General features: G+C 72.3%; 2 protein-coding genes (both only partly in view). Both read left to right on the top strand.

Annotated features, from left to right (window positions below; all coding sequences use genetic code 11):
* Positions 1–7702: the 3' portion of an SDR family NAD(P)-dependent oxidoreductase gene (locus ACMTAK_RS05015; protein WP_413805009.1), read on the top strand. 22760 nt of this gene lie to the left of the window's left edge; 7702 of the gene's 30462 nt are visible here — the last part of the coding sequence; its start codon lies off the left edge, out of view; its stop codon occupies positions 7700–7702.
* Positions 7703–18378 carry the 5' portion of an SDR family NAD(P)-dependent oxidoreductase gene (locus tag ACMTAK_RS05010; RefSeq protein WP_413805008.1) on the top strand. The gene runs 10153 nt beyond the window's last position, so only the first 10676 of its 20829 coding nucleotides appear in the window; it begins with the start codon at positions 7703–7705; its stop codon lies off the right edge, out of view.

Genomic DNA, 18378 nt, shown 5'->3' with positions numbered 1-18378 from the left:
TCGGGTGCTGATCCACGCGGCGTCGGGCGGGGTCGGCATGGCGGCGGTCCGGCTGGCGTTGGCGGCGGGGGCGGAGGTGTTCGCGACGGCGAGTCCGCCGAAGCAGGCGGCGGTGGCCGAGTTGGGTGTGACCCGTATCGCTTCTTCGCGTACGACGGATTTCGCGAGTGAGTTCGGCCAGGTCGACGTCGTGCTGAACTCGTTGACCGGCGAGTTGTTGGATGCCTCGCTGGGGATGCTGGCCGAGGGCGGCCGGTTCGTGGAGCTGGGCAAGATTGATATTCGTGATCCGCGGCAGGTGCCGTTCGACTTGGGGGATTTGGATCCGGACCCGGTTGCCGCGATGTGGCAGCGGGTTCTGGAGACGGCCGTCCCGTTGCCGGTCACGGTGTTCCCGGCGGCTCAGGCCGGTGCGGCGCTGCGGTTCATGAGTCAGGCCCGGCATGTGGGCAAGATCGTGCTGCGGCTGCCCGGTGTGGGTGACGGTGCGGTGCTGATCACTGGTGGGACCGGGACGTTGGGCGGTCTGGTCGCCCGGCATCTGGTGGACGCGTACGGCGTACGGGATCTGGTGCTGGCCAGCCGGTCGGGGCCGGACGCCCCCGGCGCTGACGAACTCGCCGCCGGGTTGGAGGCGCTCGGGGCGCGGGTGCGGATCGTGGCGGCGGACCTGTCGCAGCGTTCCGCGGTGGACGCGCTGGTGGCGGATATCCCGGATCTGGCCGGGGTGGTGCACGCGGCTGGGGTACTTCAGGACGCTCCGGTGACGTCGCTGACCGGCGCGTCGCTGGGACGGGTGGTGGCCGCCAAGGCGGACGCCGCCTGGCACCTGCACGAGGCGACGCGGGATCTGGACCTGCGGATGTTCGTGCTGTTCTCGTCCCTGTCCGGACTGCTGGGCGGCGCGGGACAGGGCAACTACGCGGCGGCCAACGCCTATCTGGACGCCCTCGCCGCGCACCGGACGGCCCTCGGACTGCCTGCGGTGTCGATCGCCTGGGGCTTGTGGGAGCAGGCGAGTGGCATGACCGGCACACTGAGCGAAGTGGACCGGGCCCGGCTGGCGCGGGGCGGCGGTGTGGCGCTGCCTACCGGGCAGGCGCTGCGGCTGCTGGACGCGGCGGTGGCCGGTGGCGAGCCGGTGGTGGCGGCCGGTCTTGACGTGGGCGCGGTCCGCGATGCCGTCACTGTTGGCTACGCACTGCCGTCGGTGCTGGGCGATCTGGTCCGTGTGCCCCGCCCGGCGGCCGCGGCCACACAGCGCGGGGGCACCCTCGCCCGTCGGCTGGCCGGTCTGGGCGAGGCCGAGCGGTCGCATGTCCTGTTGGATCTGGTACGCGAACACGCCGCCGCCGTTCTCGGCCACGGTGATGTGGGCGGTGTGGAGTCGGGGCGGGCGTTCCGGGATCTGGGCTTCGACTCGCTGACGGCGGTGGAGTTGCGGAACCGGCTGGCTGTGGCGGCCGGGTTCGCGTTGCCGGCCACGCTGGTCTTCGACTACCCGACGCCGCGGGTGCTGGCCGAGTATCTGCTGGCTCAGGTGACCGGCACGGCCGCGGCCACGCCGACGACAGTCGTCACAGAGAGAGTGCCGACGGGAGAACCGATCGCAGTGGTTTCGATGGCGTGCCGCTACCCCGGTGGGGTGGCCTCGCCGGAGGATCTGTGGCGGCTGGTCTCCGACGGGGTTGACGCGGTCGGTGACTTCCCGGCCGACCGCGGCTGGGATACGGAGTCTGCCGGGTATGCGCGAGTGGGTGGTTTCCTGTCCGGTGCTGCCGACTTCGATGCCGAGTTCTTCGGGATCTCGCCGCGTGAGGCGGTGGCGATGGACCCGCAGCAGCGGCTGCTGCTCGAAGTGTCCTGGGAGGCGCTGGAACGCGCGGGCCTGGACCCCTCGGAGTTGCGCGGCTCCGACACCGGCGTCTTCGCCGGACTATCCGCCCAGGACTACGGTTCCGCGCTCGCTACCCAACGAGCGGCTGAGGGTTACTGGCTGACGGGGAACACGCCGAGCGTGGCGTCGGGCCGGGTGTCGTATGCGCTGGGCCTGGAAGGTCCGGCGGTGACGGTGGATACGGCGTGTTCGTCGTCGCTGGTGGCGATGCACCTGGCCGCGCAGGCGTTGCGGAACGGGGAGTGTTCGCTGGCGTTGGCCGGGGGCGTGACGGTGATGGCGACGCCGGTGATGTTCGCGGAGTTCGCTTTGCAGGGCGGGCTGGCGGCCGATGGCCGGTGTAAGGCGTTTTCGGCCGAGGCGGACGGCACCGGCTGGGGCGAGGGTGTCGGCGTGGTGGTGCTGGAGCGTTTGTCGGAGGCTCGGCGGCTCGGGCATCCGGTGCTGGCGGTGTTGCGGGGCAGTGCGGTGAACCAGGACGGGGCGTCCAACGGCCTGTCGGCTCCGAACGGTCCGTCGCAGGAGCGCGTCATTCGCCGGGCGCTGGCTGATGCCCGGTTGACCCCGGCTGATGTGGATGTGGTCGAGGGGCACGGGACCGGCACCACGCTCGGGGACCCGATCGAGGCGCAGGCGTTGCTGGCGACCTACGGGCAGGAGCGGCCGCAGGAGCGGCCGTTGTGGCTGGGGTCGGTGAAGTCCAACATCGGCCACACTCAGGCGGCGGCCGGTGTCGCCGGTGTGATCAAGATGGTCGAGGCACTGCGGCACGGAATGCTCCCGGCGACGCTGCACGCGGGGGAGGCGTCCCCGAACGTGGACTGGTCGGCCGGCGATTTGCGGCTGCTGACCGGGGCGCAGGAATGGGAGGCGGCGGACCACCCCCGGCGCGCAGGAGTATCCGCGTTCGGGATCAGCGGCACGAACGCGCACGTGATCCTCGAAGAAGCTCCCGCTGAGCCGCCGGTTCCGGCTCCGTCGGCGGAGCCGGTGGTGACCGGTGGTGTGGTGCCATGGACCTTGTCGGCGCGGTCGGATGCGGGGTTGCGGGCGCTGGCGGCCCGGCTGGCGTCGGATGTCCCGGCGGGGGCCGACATCGCCGATGTGGCAGGGGCACTGGCGGCGTCGAGGGCGGGGCTGGAGTTCCGGACGGTGGTCCTCGGGACGGATCGCGAAGAGCTGGATCGGGGTCTGGCGGTCGTAGAGGTGGCTGGACCGGCGATCGGTGGTCCGGTGGCGTGGGTGTTTCCGGGGCAGGGGGCGCAGTGGGCGGGTATGGGTCGTGAGTTGGCGGAGTGTTCGCCGGTGTTCGCGGGGGTGCTGGATGAGGTGTGTGCGGTGGCGGACCCGTTGCTGGGCCGTTCGCTGCGGGAGGTGATGTTCTCCGGTGCCGAGGTGCATCAGACTGCGTTTACGCAGGTGGCGGTGTTCGCGTTTGAGGCTGGTTTGGCGGCGGTGGCGCGGGCGGTGGGTTTGCAGCCCGATTTTGTGGCGGGTCATTCGGTCGGCGAGGTGACGGCGGCGTATGTGGCGGGTGCGGTGTCGCTTGAGGATGCGGTGCGGTTGTTGGTGGGGCGGGGTGCGTTGATGCAGGCGTTGCCGTCGGGCGGGGTGATGGCGGCGGTGCAGGCAGGCGTACAGGAAGTGGATTTGTCCGGTCTGGAGGACCGGGTCGCGGTGGCGGCGGTGAACAGTTCGTCGGCGGTGGTGCTCTCCGGTGACCGGGAGGCGGTTGAGGAGGCGGTGGGCCGCCTGCCCGGCCGGAAGGTGCGTTGGCTGGAGGTCAGCCACGCGTTCCATTCCCCGTTGATGCGCCCGATCGCCGACGAGCTGGCGCGGGTGGTGGCGGGGATCCGGTTCTCCGAGCCGCGGGTGCCGTTGGTGTCGGCGGTGACCGGTGCCGTCGCCGGTGCGGATGTGCTCGGGGATCCGGGTCATTGGGTGGAGCAGGCGGTTGGCACGGTTCGGTTCCACGACGTGGTCGGGTTTCTGCATGAGCGTGGTGTGGCCGGGTTTGTGGAGGTTGGCCCGGATAGGGTTTTGTCGTCTGTGGTCCATGACGGTGGGGCGCAGGTGTGGGCGGTGAGTCTGGCTGAGCGTGATGATGCGGGGGTTCGTCGTCTGTTGGCGGGGTTGGCTGAGGCGTGGACTCATGGCGCGGTGGTGGACTGGAGGCGTTTGGTGCCGGTCGGCCGTCGGGTGGTGTTGCCGACGTATCCGTTCCAGCACCGCCGTTTTTGGGCGTCGGGCGGCGCGGCGGGTCGGGGTGGTGCTGGGCATCCGTTGTTGGACAGTGCGGTGCGGTTGGCTGAGGATGCTGGCTGGGTGTTGTCGGGGCGGGTGTCGGCCGCGACGAGTCCGTGGTTGGCGGACCATGCGGTGTCGGGGGCGGTGTTGGTGCCGGGTGCGGCGTTGGCGGAGTTGGTGTTGCATGCCGGGGATCGGGCCGGATTGCCCGTCATCGGGGAGATCACTTTCGAGCAGCCTTTGGTGCTGAACGGCGGCCCGGTTGATGTGCAGGTGTCGGTCGAGGGCGGTCAGGCGGCCGTGTTCTCCCGTACCGGGGAGCAGTGGACCCGACACGCGACCGCGACCCTGGCCGATCCCGCCGGAACGGTGGAAGGTCTGGACGGGCAGTGGCCCCCGGCCGGCGCCCAGGCCCTTCCTGCCAGCGATGTCTACGACATCATGGCGGGTCGCGGATATGAGTACGGGCCGGTATTCCGGGGTCTGCAGGCGGCTTGGCGGCTCGGCGAGGACCTGTACGCCGAGGTCGAGCTGCCCGCCGGTGATACTGAGGACGGGTTCGCGATCCACCCGGCTCTGCTGGACGCCGCTCTGCACGTGGTGATCGTGGCCGCGGAAGACGGTCACGGGGTGCGGTTGCCGTTCGCGTGGCGGGATGTGCGGTTGCATGCGACCGGTGCGTCGGCGTTGCGGGTGCGGTTGAGCCCGGCCGGGTCGGATGCGTTTTCTCTGCTGGCCGTCGATGGTGAGGGTCGGCCGGTGGTGTCGGCGGCGGCGATGGTTTCCCGCCCGGCCGACACCGGCCAGCTCGCCCGCTCTGGCGCGGGCGCGGGGCTGCTGTCGCTGGAATGGGCGCCGTTGAGCCTCGGATCGGCTTCGGAGCAGGCCTGGGTGCGGGTGGGCCCGGAGCTGGATCTGCCCGACGTGGCGGACGAGCCGGTGTTTGCCTGGGCTGAGCCGGCGGGTCTGCCCGAGGCGCTGGCGCTGGTGCAGGCGTGGTTGGGGGCTGGTTACCCGGCCGGGTCGCGGCTGGCGGTCCGTACCCGCGACGCGGTCGCTGCGGTCGAGGGTGACACGGTCGCTGGGCTGGAGTCGTCGGGTGTGTGGGGGCTGGTGCGTTCGGCGCGGTCCGAGCATCCGGATGCGGGTCTGGTGCTGCTCGACGATGACGGCGGCCCCGAATCCGCTGAATCCCTTAGCGCCGCCCTGGCCACCGGGGAGAAAGAGATCGCGTTGCGGGCGGGGACGGTGCTGGTGCCCCGCCTGCGTGCGATCTCGGGTGGGTTGGAACTCCCGCAGGGTCCGGGTGCGTGGCGGTTGGAGTGGGCTGCGGGCGGTGATCTGGACGGGGTGCGGGCGGTTGCGGCGCCGGACGCCGAGCGGCCGTTGGGGGCGTACGAGGTGCGGGTCGGGGTCCGCGCGACCGGGGTGAACTTCCGTGACGTGCTGAAGGGCCTGGATATGCTCCCCGCCGATTCCCGGCAACCGGGTGGCGAGGGTGCCGGGGTGGTGGTCGAGGTCGGCCCCGAGGTGACCGGTCTGGTGCCCGGCATGCGGGTGATGGGGTTGTTCCCGTGGTTCGGCCCGCTGGCGGTGGTTGATGCGCGGCTGATGGTGCCGGTCCCGGACGGATGGAGCGATGTCGAGGCCGCGGCGGCGCCGATCGCGTACCTGACCGCTTATCACGCGCTGTTCGATCTGGGTCGGGTACAGCGGGGGGATCGGGTGTTGGTTCATGCTGCGGCCGGTGGTGTGGGTATGGCGGCGGTGCATCTGGCGTTGGCGGCGGGGGCGGAGGTGTTCGCGACGGCGAGTCCGGCCAAGCAGGCGGCGGTGGCCGAGTTGGGTGTGACCCGTATCGCTTCTTCGCGTACGGCGGATTTCGCGAGTGAGTTCGGCCAGGTCGACGTCGTGCTGAACTCGTTGACCGGGGAGTTGTTGGATGCCTCGCTGGGGATGCTGGCCGAGGGTGGCCGGTTCGTGGAGCTGGGCAAGATTGATATTCGTGATCCGCGGCAGGTGCCGTTCGACTTGGGGGATTTGGATCCGGACCGGGTTGCCGTGATGTGGCAGCGGGTTCTGGAGACGGCTGTCCCGTTGCCGGTCACGGTGTTCCCGGCGGCTCAGGCCGGTGCGGCGCTGCGGTTCATGAGTCAGGCCCGGCATGTGGGCAAGATCGTGCTGCGGCTGCCCGGTGTGGGTGACGGTGCGGTGCTGATCACTGGTGGGACCGGGACGTTGGGTGGTCTGGTCGCCCGGCATCTGGTGATGCGGCACGGGGTACGGGACTTGGTCCTGGCGAGTCGTTCCGGTCCGGACGCCCCCGGCGCCGATGAACTCGCCGCCGGGTTGGAGGCGCTCGGGGCGCGGGTGCGGATCGTGGCGGCGGACCTGTCGCAGCGTTCGGTGGTGGACGCGCTGGTGGCGGGTATTCCGGATCTGGCCGGGGTGGTGCACGCGGCTGGGGTGTTGCAGGACGCTCCGGTGACGTCGTTGACTGGTGAGTCGGTGGGGCGGGTGGTGTCGGCCAAGGCGGACGCCGCCTGGCACCTGCACGAGGCGACCGCCGGCCGGGATCTGCGGATGTTCGTGCTGTTCTCGTCGCTGTCCGGACTGCTGGGCGGCGCGGGGCAGGGCAACTACGCGGCGGCCAACGCCTATCTGGACGCTCTCGCCGAGCACAGGAAGGCCCTCGGGCTGCCCGCGGTCTCGATTGCATGGGGTCTGTGGGACCAGTCGAGTGGCATGACCGGCACGCTGACCGAGAAGGACCGGGCGCGACTGGCGCGGGGCGGCGGTGTGCTGCTGGGTACCGAGCAGGCGCTGGGCCTGCTGGACCGGGCGTTGAGTATCGGTCGGCCGGTGGTGGCCGCGGGCTTGGATGTGAGTGCGGTCCGGGGCGTGATCGCGGCCGGGACGACGGTACCGACGGTGCTGCTCGGCCTGGGCCGTCCGCCACGTCGCGCCATCGCGGCCGCCGCGGGCTCTACCAGCGTGTTGGCCCGCCGGCTGGGTGGTCTGGGTGAGACCGAGCGGTCCCTTGTCCTGTTGGAGCTCGTACGTGAGCACGCCGCTGTGGTTCTCGGCCACGGTGATGGCGAGGGCGCGGGTGTTCCCGCTGATCGGGCGTTCCGGGATCTGGGCTTCGACTCGCTGACGGCGGTGGAGTTGCGGAACCGGCTGGCGGCGGCGTCCGGGCTGACGCTGTCGGCCACGCTGGTCTTCGACTACCCGACGCCGCGGGTGCTGGCCGAGTATCTGCTGGCCCAGGTGACCGGCGCGGCCCCGGCCGAGGCGGCGGCCGCTCCGGCCCCGGTGCCCGTACTCGACGGTCTTGACGAGGTCGAGGCGGCGCTCGCCGGGCTGGCGGCGGACGACGCGGCGCTGCGCACCGAGGTGCGCAACCGGCTGGAGGCGCTGCTGTGGCGGCTTGACGATCACGACAAGCCAGACGAGACAAGCATGGCGGACCACATCATGTCCGCGAGCATCGACCAGGTGATCCAGCTCGTCGCCGAGGAATTCGGCGACGAGGTCGGCTCCAGCGAGGTGGAATAGATGGCGACCGAACAGGAACTCGCGGAATATCTGCGGCTGGTCGCCGCCGACCTGCATCGCACCCGGCAACGGCTGCGTTCGGTCGAGGACCGGGCCCACGAGCCGATCGCGCTTGTGGCCATGGCCTGCCGCTATCCGGGCGGCGTCGCGTCGCCGGAGGACCTGTGGCGGCTGGTGGCCGACGGCACCGACGCCGTGTCACCGTTTCCGGCCGACCGTGATTGGGAGACCGAGCCGTCCGAGTACGCGCGCGAAGGTGGCTTCCTGTCCGGTGCGGCGGATTTCGATGCGGAGTTCTTCGGGATCTCGCCGCGTGAGGCGCTGGCGATGGACCCGCAGCAGCGGCAGCTGCTCGAGGTGTCCTGGGAAGCGCTGGAACGCGTGGGCCTGGACCCCTCGAGCCTGCGCGGTTCCGACACCGGGGTTTTCGTCGGCATGTACTACCAGGACTACGCATCGCGGCTGTCCGACAGCCACGCGGGCGGGTACGGCCTGACCGGCAACGCGTCGAGTGTGGCGTCCGGCCGGGTGGCGTACACGTTCGGCCTGGAGGGCCCGGCGGTCACGATCGACACGGCGTGTTCGTCGTCTCTGGTGGCGATGCACCTGGCGGCTCAGGCGCTGCGTAACGGGGAATGCTCGCTGGCGCTGGCCGGGGGCGTGACGGTGATGTCCACCCCGGCGGCGTTCACGGAGTTCGCGCGGCAGGGCGGGCTGGCGTCCGATGGCCGGTGCAAGGCGTTCTCGGCCGGAGCCGACGGCACCGGCTGGGGCGAGGGCGTCGGGGTGCTGGTGCTGGAGCGGCTCTCGGAGGCGCAGCGGCTCGGGCATCCGGTCGTGGCGGTGCTGCGGGGCAGTGCGGTGAACCAGGACGGTGCGTCGAACGGTCTGTCGGCCCCCAACGGGCCGTCCCAAGAGCGGGTGATCCGGGCGGCGTTGGCCGGCGCGAAGCTGTCGACCTCCGATGTGGACGTCGTCGAGGGGCACGGGACCGGGACCACGCTCGGCGACCCGATCGAGGCCCAGGCCCTGCTGGCGACCTATGGGCAGGACCGGCCCGAGGACCGGCCGTTGTGGCTGGGCTCGGTGAAGTCCAACTTCGGACACACCCAGGCCGCGGCCGGTGTCGCCGGCGTGATCAAGATGGTCGAGGCGATGCGGCACGGGACGCTGCCCGCGACGCTGCACGCGGGCGAGGCGTCCCCACACGTGGACTGGGCGACCGGCGATGTACGGCTGCTCACCGAGGCGCAGCGGTGGGAGTCGGCGGACCGTCCCCGACGGGCGGGAGTGTCGTCGTTCGGGATCAGCGGCACCAACGCGCACGTCATCCTCGAAGAAGCTCCCGCTGAGCCGGTCCCGGCTCCGTCGGCGAAGCCGGTGGTGACCGGTGGTGTGGTGCCGTGGGTGCTGTCGGCGCGGTCGGATGCGGGATTGCGGGCGCTGGCAGGTCGGCTGGCGTCGGATGTCCCGGCCGGGGCCGACGTCGCCGATGTGGCGGGGTCGCTGGCGCGGGGCCGCGCGGGGCTGGAGTTCCGGGCGGTGGCCTTGGGCGCTGACCGTGAGGAGCTTGAGCAGGATCTGGCGGCGGTGGAGTCGGCCGGGGCAGTGACGCGGGGTCCGGTGGCGTGGGTGTTCCCGGGCCAGGGGTCGCAGTGGACCGGTATGGGCCGTGAGCTGGCGGAGTGTTCACCAGTGTTCGCGGGCGTGCTGGACGACGTGTGTGCGGTGGCGGACCCGTTGCTGGGCCGTTCGCTGCGGGAAGTGATGTTCTCCGGCGCCGAGGTGCACCAGACCGGCTTCACGCAGGTGGCGGTGTTCGCCTTTGAAGTGGCGCTTGCCGCGGTGGCGCAGGCCGCGGGGTTGAAGCCTGATTTTGTGGCCGGTCATTCGGTCGGTGAGGTGACGGCGGCGTATGTGGCGGGTGCGGTGTCGCTGGAAGACGCGGTGCGGTTGTTGGTGGCGCGGGGTGCGTTGATGCAGGCGTTGCCGTCGGGTGGGGCGATGGCGGCGGTGCAAGCGGGCGTACAGGAAGTGGATCTGTCGGGTCTGGAGGACCGGGTCGCGGTGGCGGCGGTGAACAGTTCGTCGGCGGTGGTGCTCTCCGGTGACCGGGAGGCGGTTGAGGAGGCGGTGGGCCGCCTGCCCGGCCGGAAGGTGCGTTGGCTGGAGGTCAGCCACGCGTTCCATTCCCCGCTGATGCGTCCGATCGCCGACGAGCTCGCACCGGTGGTGACGGGAATCCGGTTCACCGAGCCGCGGATCCCGTTGGTCTCGGCGGTCACCGGTGCCGTCGTCGGCGCGGATGTGCTCGGCGAACCGGGGCACTGGGTGGAGCAGGCGATCGGCACGGTCCGGTTCCACGACGCGGTCCGATTCCTGCACGAGCGGGGCATCGCCGGGTTCGTTGAGCTCGGTCCGGACACGGTGTTGTCGGCCGCGGTCTACGACGGCGACGAGAGTGGGGTGTGGGCGGCGAGTCTGGCCGAGCGCGATGACGCGGGGGCTCGTCGTCTGCTGAAGGGTCTGGCCGACGCGTGGACTCATGGCGCTGCCGTGGACTGGACCCGCCTGGTCCCGGTCGGCCGTCAGGTGGCGTTGCCGACGTACCCGTTCCAGCACCGCCGCTACTGGCCGGCCGGGTCCGGCGCGGTGACCGGTCTGGGGGCCGCCGGCCTGGCGGCGGCGGCGCATCCGCTGCTGGCCGCGGTGGTCACCCTGGCCGACTCGGACGAGTGGTTGTTCACCGGTCGGCTGTCGGGCGCGAGCGCGTCGTGGCTGGCCGACCACGAGCTGCTGGGCGTCACGGTGTTGCCGGCGGCCGCGCTGGCCGAACTGGTGCTGTTCGCCGGCGAGCGCGCCGGCCGGCCGGCGATCGAGCAGATCACGTTCGAGCGCCCCCTGGTGCTGCCGGAGCGCGAACCGGTCGATCTGCAGATCAGCGTACGCGGCGATCGCGCCACGGTCAGCTCACGGCCGGTCGGTGAGGAGTTGTGGATCCAGCACGCCACCGCGATCCTGACCGACGATCTCGCCGAAGATCCGCAGTCCGGACCCGACGGTCGGGACGTCCTCGTGGAGGTGGAAACCGACGAGGAGCAGGACGGGTTCGGCATTCACCCCGGATTGCTCCAGGCCGCGCTGAACCTGGGCCCGGACGAGGTGCCCCAGCGCTGGGAGGGCGTACGGCTGTTCGCCGTCGGTGCCCGGCAGATCCGGGTCCGCTCGATCGGATCCGGGCTGCTGGCCGTGGACAGTCACGGCGAGCCGGTCCTGCGGATCCGGGCGATGAGCACCCGCCGGACAACGGCCGATGAGTTCGTCCGCGGCCACGGCAGGCTGCTCGGCCTGCGCTGGGAGCCCGTACCGGTGTCGGGGGGCGAGTCTCCGGCGTGGAGCACGATCCGGCCGGGCGAGACCGTCGCCGCGCCGGACGGGGAACCGAGCACGGTGGTCGCGCTGTGCGAGGGCGAGGACCCGGTGGCCTGGGCGCTCGGCGTCGTGCAGGACTGGGTGGCGGCGGACCGGCCGGCCGGCTCGCGGCTGGTGGTGACGACCCGCGAGGCCGTGGCGGCCGGGACGGACGACGCGGTGCCCGGCCTGGCCCAGGCACCGGTCTGGGGCCTGGTGCGTTCGGCTCGGGCGGAGTACCCCGATGCCGGGCTCGTCCTGCTCGACGAAGACGGCCACGATGCTTCCAGCGCCGTCCGGCACGCCGCCATCGCCTCCGGCGAACCGGAACTCGCGGTACGACGCGGTGAGATCCGAGTGCCGCGCCTGCGCCCGACGCCCCCCGAGGAGCAGGCTGCGCAGTCCGGCGGCGTCGGTACCGAAGGCACCATGCTGATCACCGGCGGCACCGGCACGCTCGGCGGCCTGGTCGCCCGGCACCTCGTCGCCCGGCACGGGGTGCGCAGCCTTGTTCTGGCCAGCCGTTCGGGCCCGGACGCACCCGGCGCCGATGCGCTGGCCGCCGACCTGGAGGCCGCCGGGGCACGCGTTCGGGTCGTCGCCGCCGACCTGGCCGACCGCCCCGCCGTCGACGCGCTCGTCGCCGACATCCCCGACCTGACCGGCATCGTGCACACGGCCGGACTCATCGCGGACACCCTGTTCGCGACGCTGACGCCCGAGTCCCTGGCCCGGGTCATCGCGGCCAAGGCCGTCTCCGCGCAGCACCTGCACGAGGCGACGTTGGATCGCGACCTGACCACGTTCGTACTCTTCTCCTCCCTCGCGGGCCTGCTCGGCAGCCCCGGACAGGCCAACTACGCCGCCGCCAACGCCTACCTGGACGCGCTCGCCGCGCACCGCCAGGCCGTCGGCCGCCCGGCGGTTTCCATCGCGTGGTACCTGTGGGAGCAGCGCAGCGCCATCACCACCGGGCTCAGCGAGACCGACCGGGTCCGCCTCGCCCGCGGCGGTGCGCCTCTGCCCACCGAGACCGCCCTGCGGCTGTTCGATGCCGCGCTGACCGCGGGGGACCCGCTGTCGGCGGCGGGCCTGGACCTTGCCGCTGTTCGCGCCGACGTGCACGCGGGCCTGTCCGAGTTGGTGCTGCTGCGCGGCCTGGTTCGCGTTCCGCGCCGCGCGGCGGACAACGGCGCACTGGGCCGTCGGCTCGGCAGCCGGTCCGCTCCCGAGCAGCGCCGCTTCCTGCTGGATCTGGTCCGCGAGCAGGCCGCCCTGGTGCTCGGCCATCGCGACGCCGGCGGCATTCCGGCCGACCGCGCGTTCCGGGATCTCGGCTTCGGCTCGCTCACGGCGGTGGAGTTGCGTAACCGGCTGGCCGCGGCGGCCGGGCTGGTGTTGCCGGCCACGCTGGTCTTCGACTACCCGACAGCGCAGGCTCTGGCCGAGTACCTGCTGCGGCGGGTATCAGGGGTGGCGGACTCCTCGGCGGAGGTGGTGCCGGCACGGTCGGCCGGTGAGCCGATCGCGATCGTGTCGATGGCGTGCCGCTACCCCGGCGGGGTGGCGTCGCCGGAGGATCTGTGGCGACTGGTCGCGGACGGCGTGGACGCGATGGGCGCGTTTCCCGCGGACCGTGGCTGGGAGACGGATTCGGCGGAGTACGCGCGGATAGGTGGCTTCCTGTCCGGCATGGCCGACTTCGACGCCGAGTTCTTCGGGATCTCGCCGCGTGAGGCGGTGGCGATGGATCCGCAGCAGCGGCTGCTGCTCGAAGTGTCCTGGGAGGCCCTGGAACGGGCCGGCCTGGATCCGGCAGCGATGAAGGGCACGGATACCGGGGTCTTCGCCGGACTGGCCATGCAGGACTACGGCTCGCGGCTGCCGGATGGGAGCGCGGGCGGGTTCGGGATGACGGGGAACGCGTCGAGCGTGGCGTCCGGCCGGGTGGCGTACACGTTCGGTCTTGAGGGTCCGGCGGTGACGGTCGATACGGCGTGTTCGTCGTCGCTGGTGGCGATGCACCTGGCGGCTCAGGCGCTGCGGAACGGGGAGTGCTCGCTGGCGCTGGCCGGTGGTGTGACGGTGCTGGCGACGCAAGGGATTTTCGCCGAGTTCACGCGGCAGGGCGGCATGGCGTCCGATGGCCGGTGCAAGCCGTTCTCGGCCGCCGCCGACGGTACGGGCTGGGGCGAGGGCATCGGCGTGGTGCTGCTGGAGCGGCTGTCGGAGGCGCGGCGGCTCGGGCATCCGGTGCTGGCGGTGCTGCGCGGCAGTGCCGTGAACCAGGACGGGGCGTCCAACGGCCTGTCGGCGCCGAACGGCCCGTCCCAGGAGCGGGTGATCCGACGGGCGCTGGCCGACGCGCGGCTCTCTCCTTCCGACGTGGACGTGACCGAGGCGCACGGGACCGGGACGGCGCTGGGTGATCCGATCGAGGCCCAGGCCTTGCTGGCGACGTACGGGCAGGACCGGCCCGAGGACCGGCCGTTGTGGCTGGGGTCGGTGAAGTCCAACATCGGCCACACCCAGGCCGCGGCCGGCGTGGCCGGGGTGATCAAGATGGTCGAGGCGATGCGGCACGAGACGCTGCCGCCGACGCTGCACGCCGATGAACCGTCGCCGCACGTGGACTGGACGGCCGGCGATGTAAGGCTGCTGACCGACGCGCGTCCTTGGGAGTCGGAGGGACGCCCGCGTCGGGCAGGTGTGTCGTCGTTCGGTATCAGCGGCACCAACGCGCACCTGATCCTGGAGCAGGCCCCGGACCCGGTTCCGGTGGCGCCCTCCGACGCGGGGCCGGTGGTGACCGGTGCTGTGGTGCCGTGGGTGTTGTCGGCCCGGTCGGCCCCGGCGCTGGAGGCGCTGGCCGGCCGGCTGGCCTCGGATGTCCCGGCCGGAACGCCGGTCGCGGATGTGGCGGGGGCGCTGGCGCGGAGCCGCGCGGGGCTGGAGTACCGGGCGGTGGCTCTGGGCGCTGACCGTGCGGAGCTGGACGAGGCTCTGATGCGGGTCGAGCCGGCCGGGCCGGCGGTATCGGGCGCTGATGTGGCCTTCGTCTTCCCGGGGCAGGGGTCGCAGTGGATCGGTATGGGCCGCGAGTTGCTGGCGGGCTCGTCGGTGTTCGCGGAGTTCGTGGCCGAGTGCGAGCGGCTGGTGGACTTCCCGTTGCGGGACGCGCTGGTGTCCGGGGCGGGGCTGGACCGGGTGGAGGTGGTCCAGCCCGCTTTGTTCGTGATGATGGTCGGCCTGGCCCGGGCATGGGAGGCGGCGGGAGTGGTCCCGTCGGCCGTGGTGGGCCACTCGCAGGGCGAGATCGCCGCGGCCTGTTTCGCGGGGGCGTTGTCATTGGAGGACGCCCTGAGCCTGGTGACCGCGCGGGGCCGGGCGTTGGTGGCGTTGGCGGGCACCGGCGGGATGTTGTCGGTTTCGGCGGCTCCCGAGGTGGTCGAGGGCCTGCTGGCCGACGGACTGGGGATCGCGGCGGTCAACGCGGCCGAGCAGGTAGTGGTTTCCGGTGCGCCGGAACCGCTGGACGCGCTGGCGGCGCGGTGTGAGACGGCCGGGATCCGGGCCCGACGGGTGGATGTCGACTACGCGAGCCATCACCCACTCATGGAGCAGGTGCGCGAGCGGTTGCTCGCGGTGCGGGTGACACCGCGGCCGGGCCGGGTGCCGTTCTACTCGGCGGTGACCGGCACCATGGTGGCCACCGAGGGCCTGGATGTCGCGTACTGGTGGCGGAATCTGCGGGAGCAGGTGCGGTTCGCGCAGACCGTGGCGGCGATGCCGGTGGCCGGGTTCGTGGAAGTGAGCCCGCATCCGGTGCTGGTTCCCGGGATCGAGGGGCGTTGGGCGGTCGGTTCGCTGCGTCGTGATGACGGTGGGCAGCGGCGTTTGCTGGCCTCGTTGGGTGAGGCGTGGGCCCGTGGCGCGGCGGTGGACTGGACCCGTCTGATAGCCGGTGGGAAGCCGGTGGCATTGCCGACGTATCCGTTCCAGCACCGCCGCTACTGGGCGTCCGGTGGCGGCACGGGCCGGGGCGACGCGGGGCACCCGCTGTTGGACAGCGCGGTGCGGCTGGCCGAGGACGCCGGCTGGGTGTTGTCGGGGCGGGTGTCGACCGCGACGAGCCCGTGGCTGGCCGATCACGCCGTGTCGGGGGCGGTGCTGGTGCCCGGGGCGGCGCTGGCGGAGCTGGTGTTGCACGCCGGTGACCGGGCCGGGTTGCCGGCGATCGGGGAGATCACCTTTGAGCAGCCGCTGGTCCTGGACGGCAGTCCGGTGGATCTGCAGGTGTCGGTGGAGAGCGGTCAGGCGGCCGTGTTTTCCCGGACGGGGGAGCAGTGGACCCGGCACGCGATCGCGACCCTGGCCGACCCCGCCGGCATGGTGGAAGGCCTCGAAGGGCAGTGGCCCCCCGCCGGTTCGCAGGCCCTTGCCGTCAGCGACGCCTACGAAGTCATGGCCGGTCGTGGATATGAGTACGGTCCGACGTTCCGTGGTCTGCGGGCGGCGTGGCGGCTCGGCGAGGACCTGTACGCCGAGGTGGAGCTTCCCGCTGCCGGCGAAGGCCAGGACGGGTTCGGGATCCATCCGGCGCTGCTGGACGCCGCCCTGCACGCCCTCCTTGTCGCCGCGATCGAGGAAGGCGGCCAGGAAGTCCTGCTGCCGTTCGCGTGGCGGGACGTGCGGCTGCACGCGACCGGGGCGTCGGCGCTGCGGGTGCGGCTGAGCCCGGCCGGTCCGGATGCGTTTTCCCTGCTCGCCGCCGACGGTGACGGCAAGCCGGTGGTCTCGGCCGGCGCGATGATGTCCCGCCCCGCGGACACCGGCCGGCTCGCCAGTCCCGGCGCGGGCACCGGCCTGCTGGCGCTGGAATGGGCACAGCTCAGCCTCGGGTCGGCGCCGGAGCAGGCCTGGGCTCAGGTCGGCCCGGAGCCCGACCTGCCCGACGCGACGGACGAGCCGGTATTCGCCATGGCCGAGCCGGCGGACCTGCCAGGGGCGCTGGCCCTCGTGCAGGCGTGGCTGGAGGCTGGCTACCCGGCGGGATCGCGGCTGGTGGTCCGCACCCGTGAGGCGGTTGCGGCGGCTGAGGGCGACACGGTCGCCGGGCTGGAGTCGTCGGGGATCTGGGGGCTGGTCCGCTCGGCACAGTCCGAGCACCCGGACGTGGGTCTGGTGCTGCTCGACGACGACGGCCGCTCCGAGTCCGACGCGGTCGTCGCCCCGGCCCTGGCCACCGGTGAGAAAGAGCTGGCCTTGCGGGCCGGCGCGGTGCTGGTACCCCGGCTGCGCCCTGTTCCCGGCGGTCTGGAACTGCCGTTCGGCACGGAGGCGTGGCGGCTGGAGTGGGCCGCGGGCGGTGACCTGGACGGGGTACGGGCCGTTCCTGCGCCGGACGCGGAGCGGCCGCTGGGAGCGCATGAGGTCCGGATCGCGGTCCGTGCGGCGGGGGTGAACTTCCGCGACCTGCTGTCGGCGCTGGGCACGCTGCCGAACGACACCCGGCCGCCCGGCACCGACGGCGCCGGCGTCGTGATCGAGACCGGCCCGGAGGTGACCGGCCTTCCGGTCGGCACCCGGGTGATGGGGATGTTCCAGGCGTTCGGCCCGCTGGCGGTGGTTGACGCGCGGCCGCTGGTGCCGATCCCGGACGGGTGGAGCGACGTCGAGGCGGCGGCGGCGCCGACCGCGTATCTGACCGCTCATCACGCACTGTTCGATCTGGGCCGGGTGCGGCCGGGGGACCGGGTGCTGATCCACGCGGCCTCCGGCGGTGTGGGTATGGCGGCCGTGCATCTGGCGCTGGCGGCGGGGGCGGAGGTGTTTGCGACGGCGAGCCCGGCCAAGCAGGCCGCGGTGGCGGCGCTGGGCGTGACGCACATTGCCTCATCGCGTACGGCGGACTTCGCCGCTGAGTTCGGCCAGGTCGACGTGGTGCTGAACTCGTTGACTGGTGAACTGCTGGACGCCTCCCTGGGGATGCTGGCCGAGGGCGGCCGGTTCGTGGAACTGGGCAAGACCGACATCCGCGACCGGCGGCAGGTCCCGTTCGACTTGGGGGACTTCGCTCCCGAGTGGCTCGCGGAGAAGTGGCAGCAGGTCCTGGAGCGGATAGTGCCGCTGCCGGTCACGGTGTGGCCGGTGACGCGGGCGGGCGCGGCGCTGCGGTTCATGAGCCAGTCCCGGCATGTGGGCAAGATCGTGCTGCGCCTGCCCGGTGTGGGTGACGGCGCGGTGCTGATCACCGGTGGGACGGGGACGCTGGGCGGTCTGGTCGCCCGGCATCTGGTGGACCGGCATGGGGTACGGGATCTGGTGCTGGCCAGCCGGTCGGGGCCGGATGCGCCGGGCGCGGCCGAGCTCGCTGCCGAGCTGGAGGCGGCCGGGGCGCGGGTGCGGATTGTCGCGGCTGACCTGTCGCGGCGTGCCGCGGTGGACGCCCTGGTGGCGGACATCCCGGAGCTGGCCGGGGTGGTGCACGCGGCCGGGGTGCTCGAGGACATGTCGGTGACGTCGCTGACCGGCGAGTCACTGGACCGGGTGCTGGCGGCCAAGGCGGACGCCGCCTGGCATCTGCATCAGGCGACCGAGCATGTGGACCTGCGGATGTTCGTGCTGTTCTCGTCCCTGGCGGGGCTGCTCGGCAACCCGGGGCAGGGCAACTACGCGGCCGCCAACACTTACCTGGACGCACTCGCCGAGCACAGGAAGGCCCTCGGGCTGCCTGCGGTCTCGATTGCCTGGGGTCTGTGGGAGCCGGCGAGTGTCATGACCGCCGGGGTCACGGGCACCGGCCGGGCTCGGCTGGCGCGCGGCGGTGGTGTGGTGCTGGGTACCGAGCAGGCGCTGGGTCTGCTGGACCGGGCGCTGGGCACCGGCCAGCCGGTGGTGGCGGCGGGCCTGGATGTGGGTGCGGTCCGGAGTGCGATCGCGGCGGGGTCGCCGGTGCCGGCGGTGCTTCTTGGCCTGGGTCGTGCGCCGCGGCGGGCGGCTGTTGCCGGGGCTGGTGGTGGGGTGTTGGCTCGCCGTCTGGCTGCGTTGCCGTCGGTGGAGCATCTGCGGGTGGTGCTGGATGTGGTGCGTGAGCATGCGGCGGTGGTGCTCGGTCGCGGTGAGGGTGTTCCGGCTGACCGGGCGTTCCGGGATCTGGGTTTTGATTCGCTGACCGCGGTGGAGTTGCGGAACCGGTTGGCTGCGGCGTCCGGGTTGACGTTGTCGGCCACGCTGGTCTTCGATTATCCGACGCCTCGGGTTCT

Source organism: Streptomyces lacaronensis, assembly GCF_047337785.1.
Lineage (GTDB): Bacteria > Actinomycetota > Actinomycetes > Streptomycetales > Streptomycetaceae > Streptomyces > Streptomyces lycopersici.
This window is presented reverse-complemented; position numbering and strand designations above follow the sequence as displayed.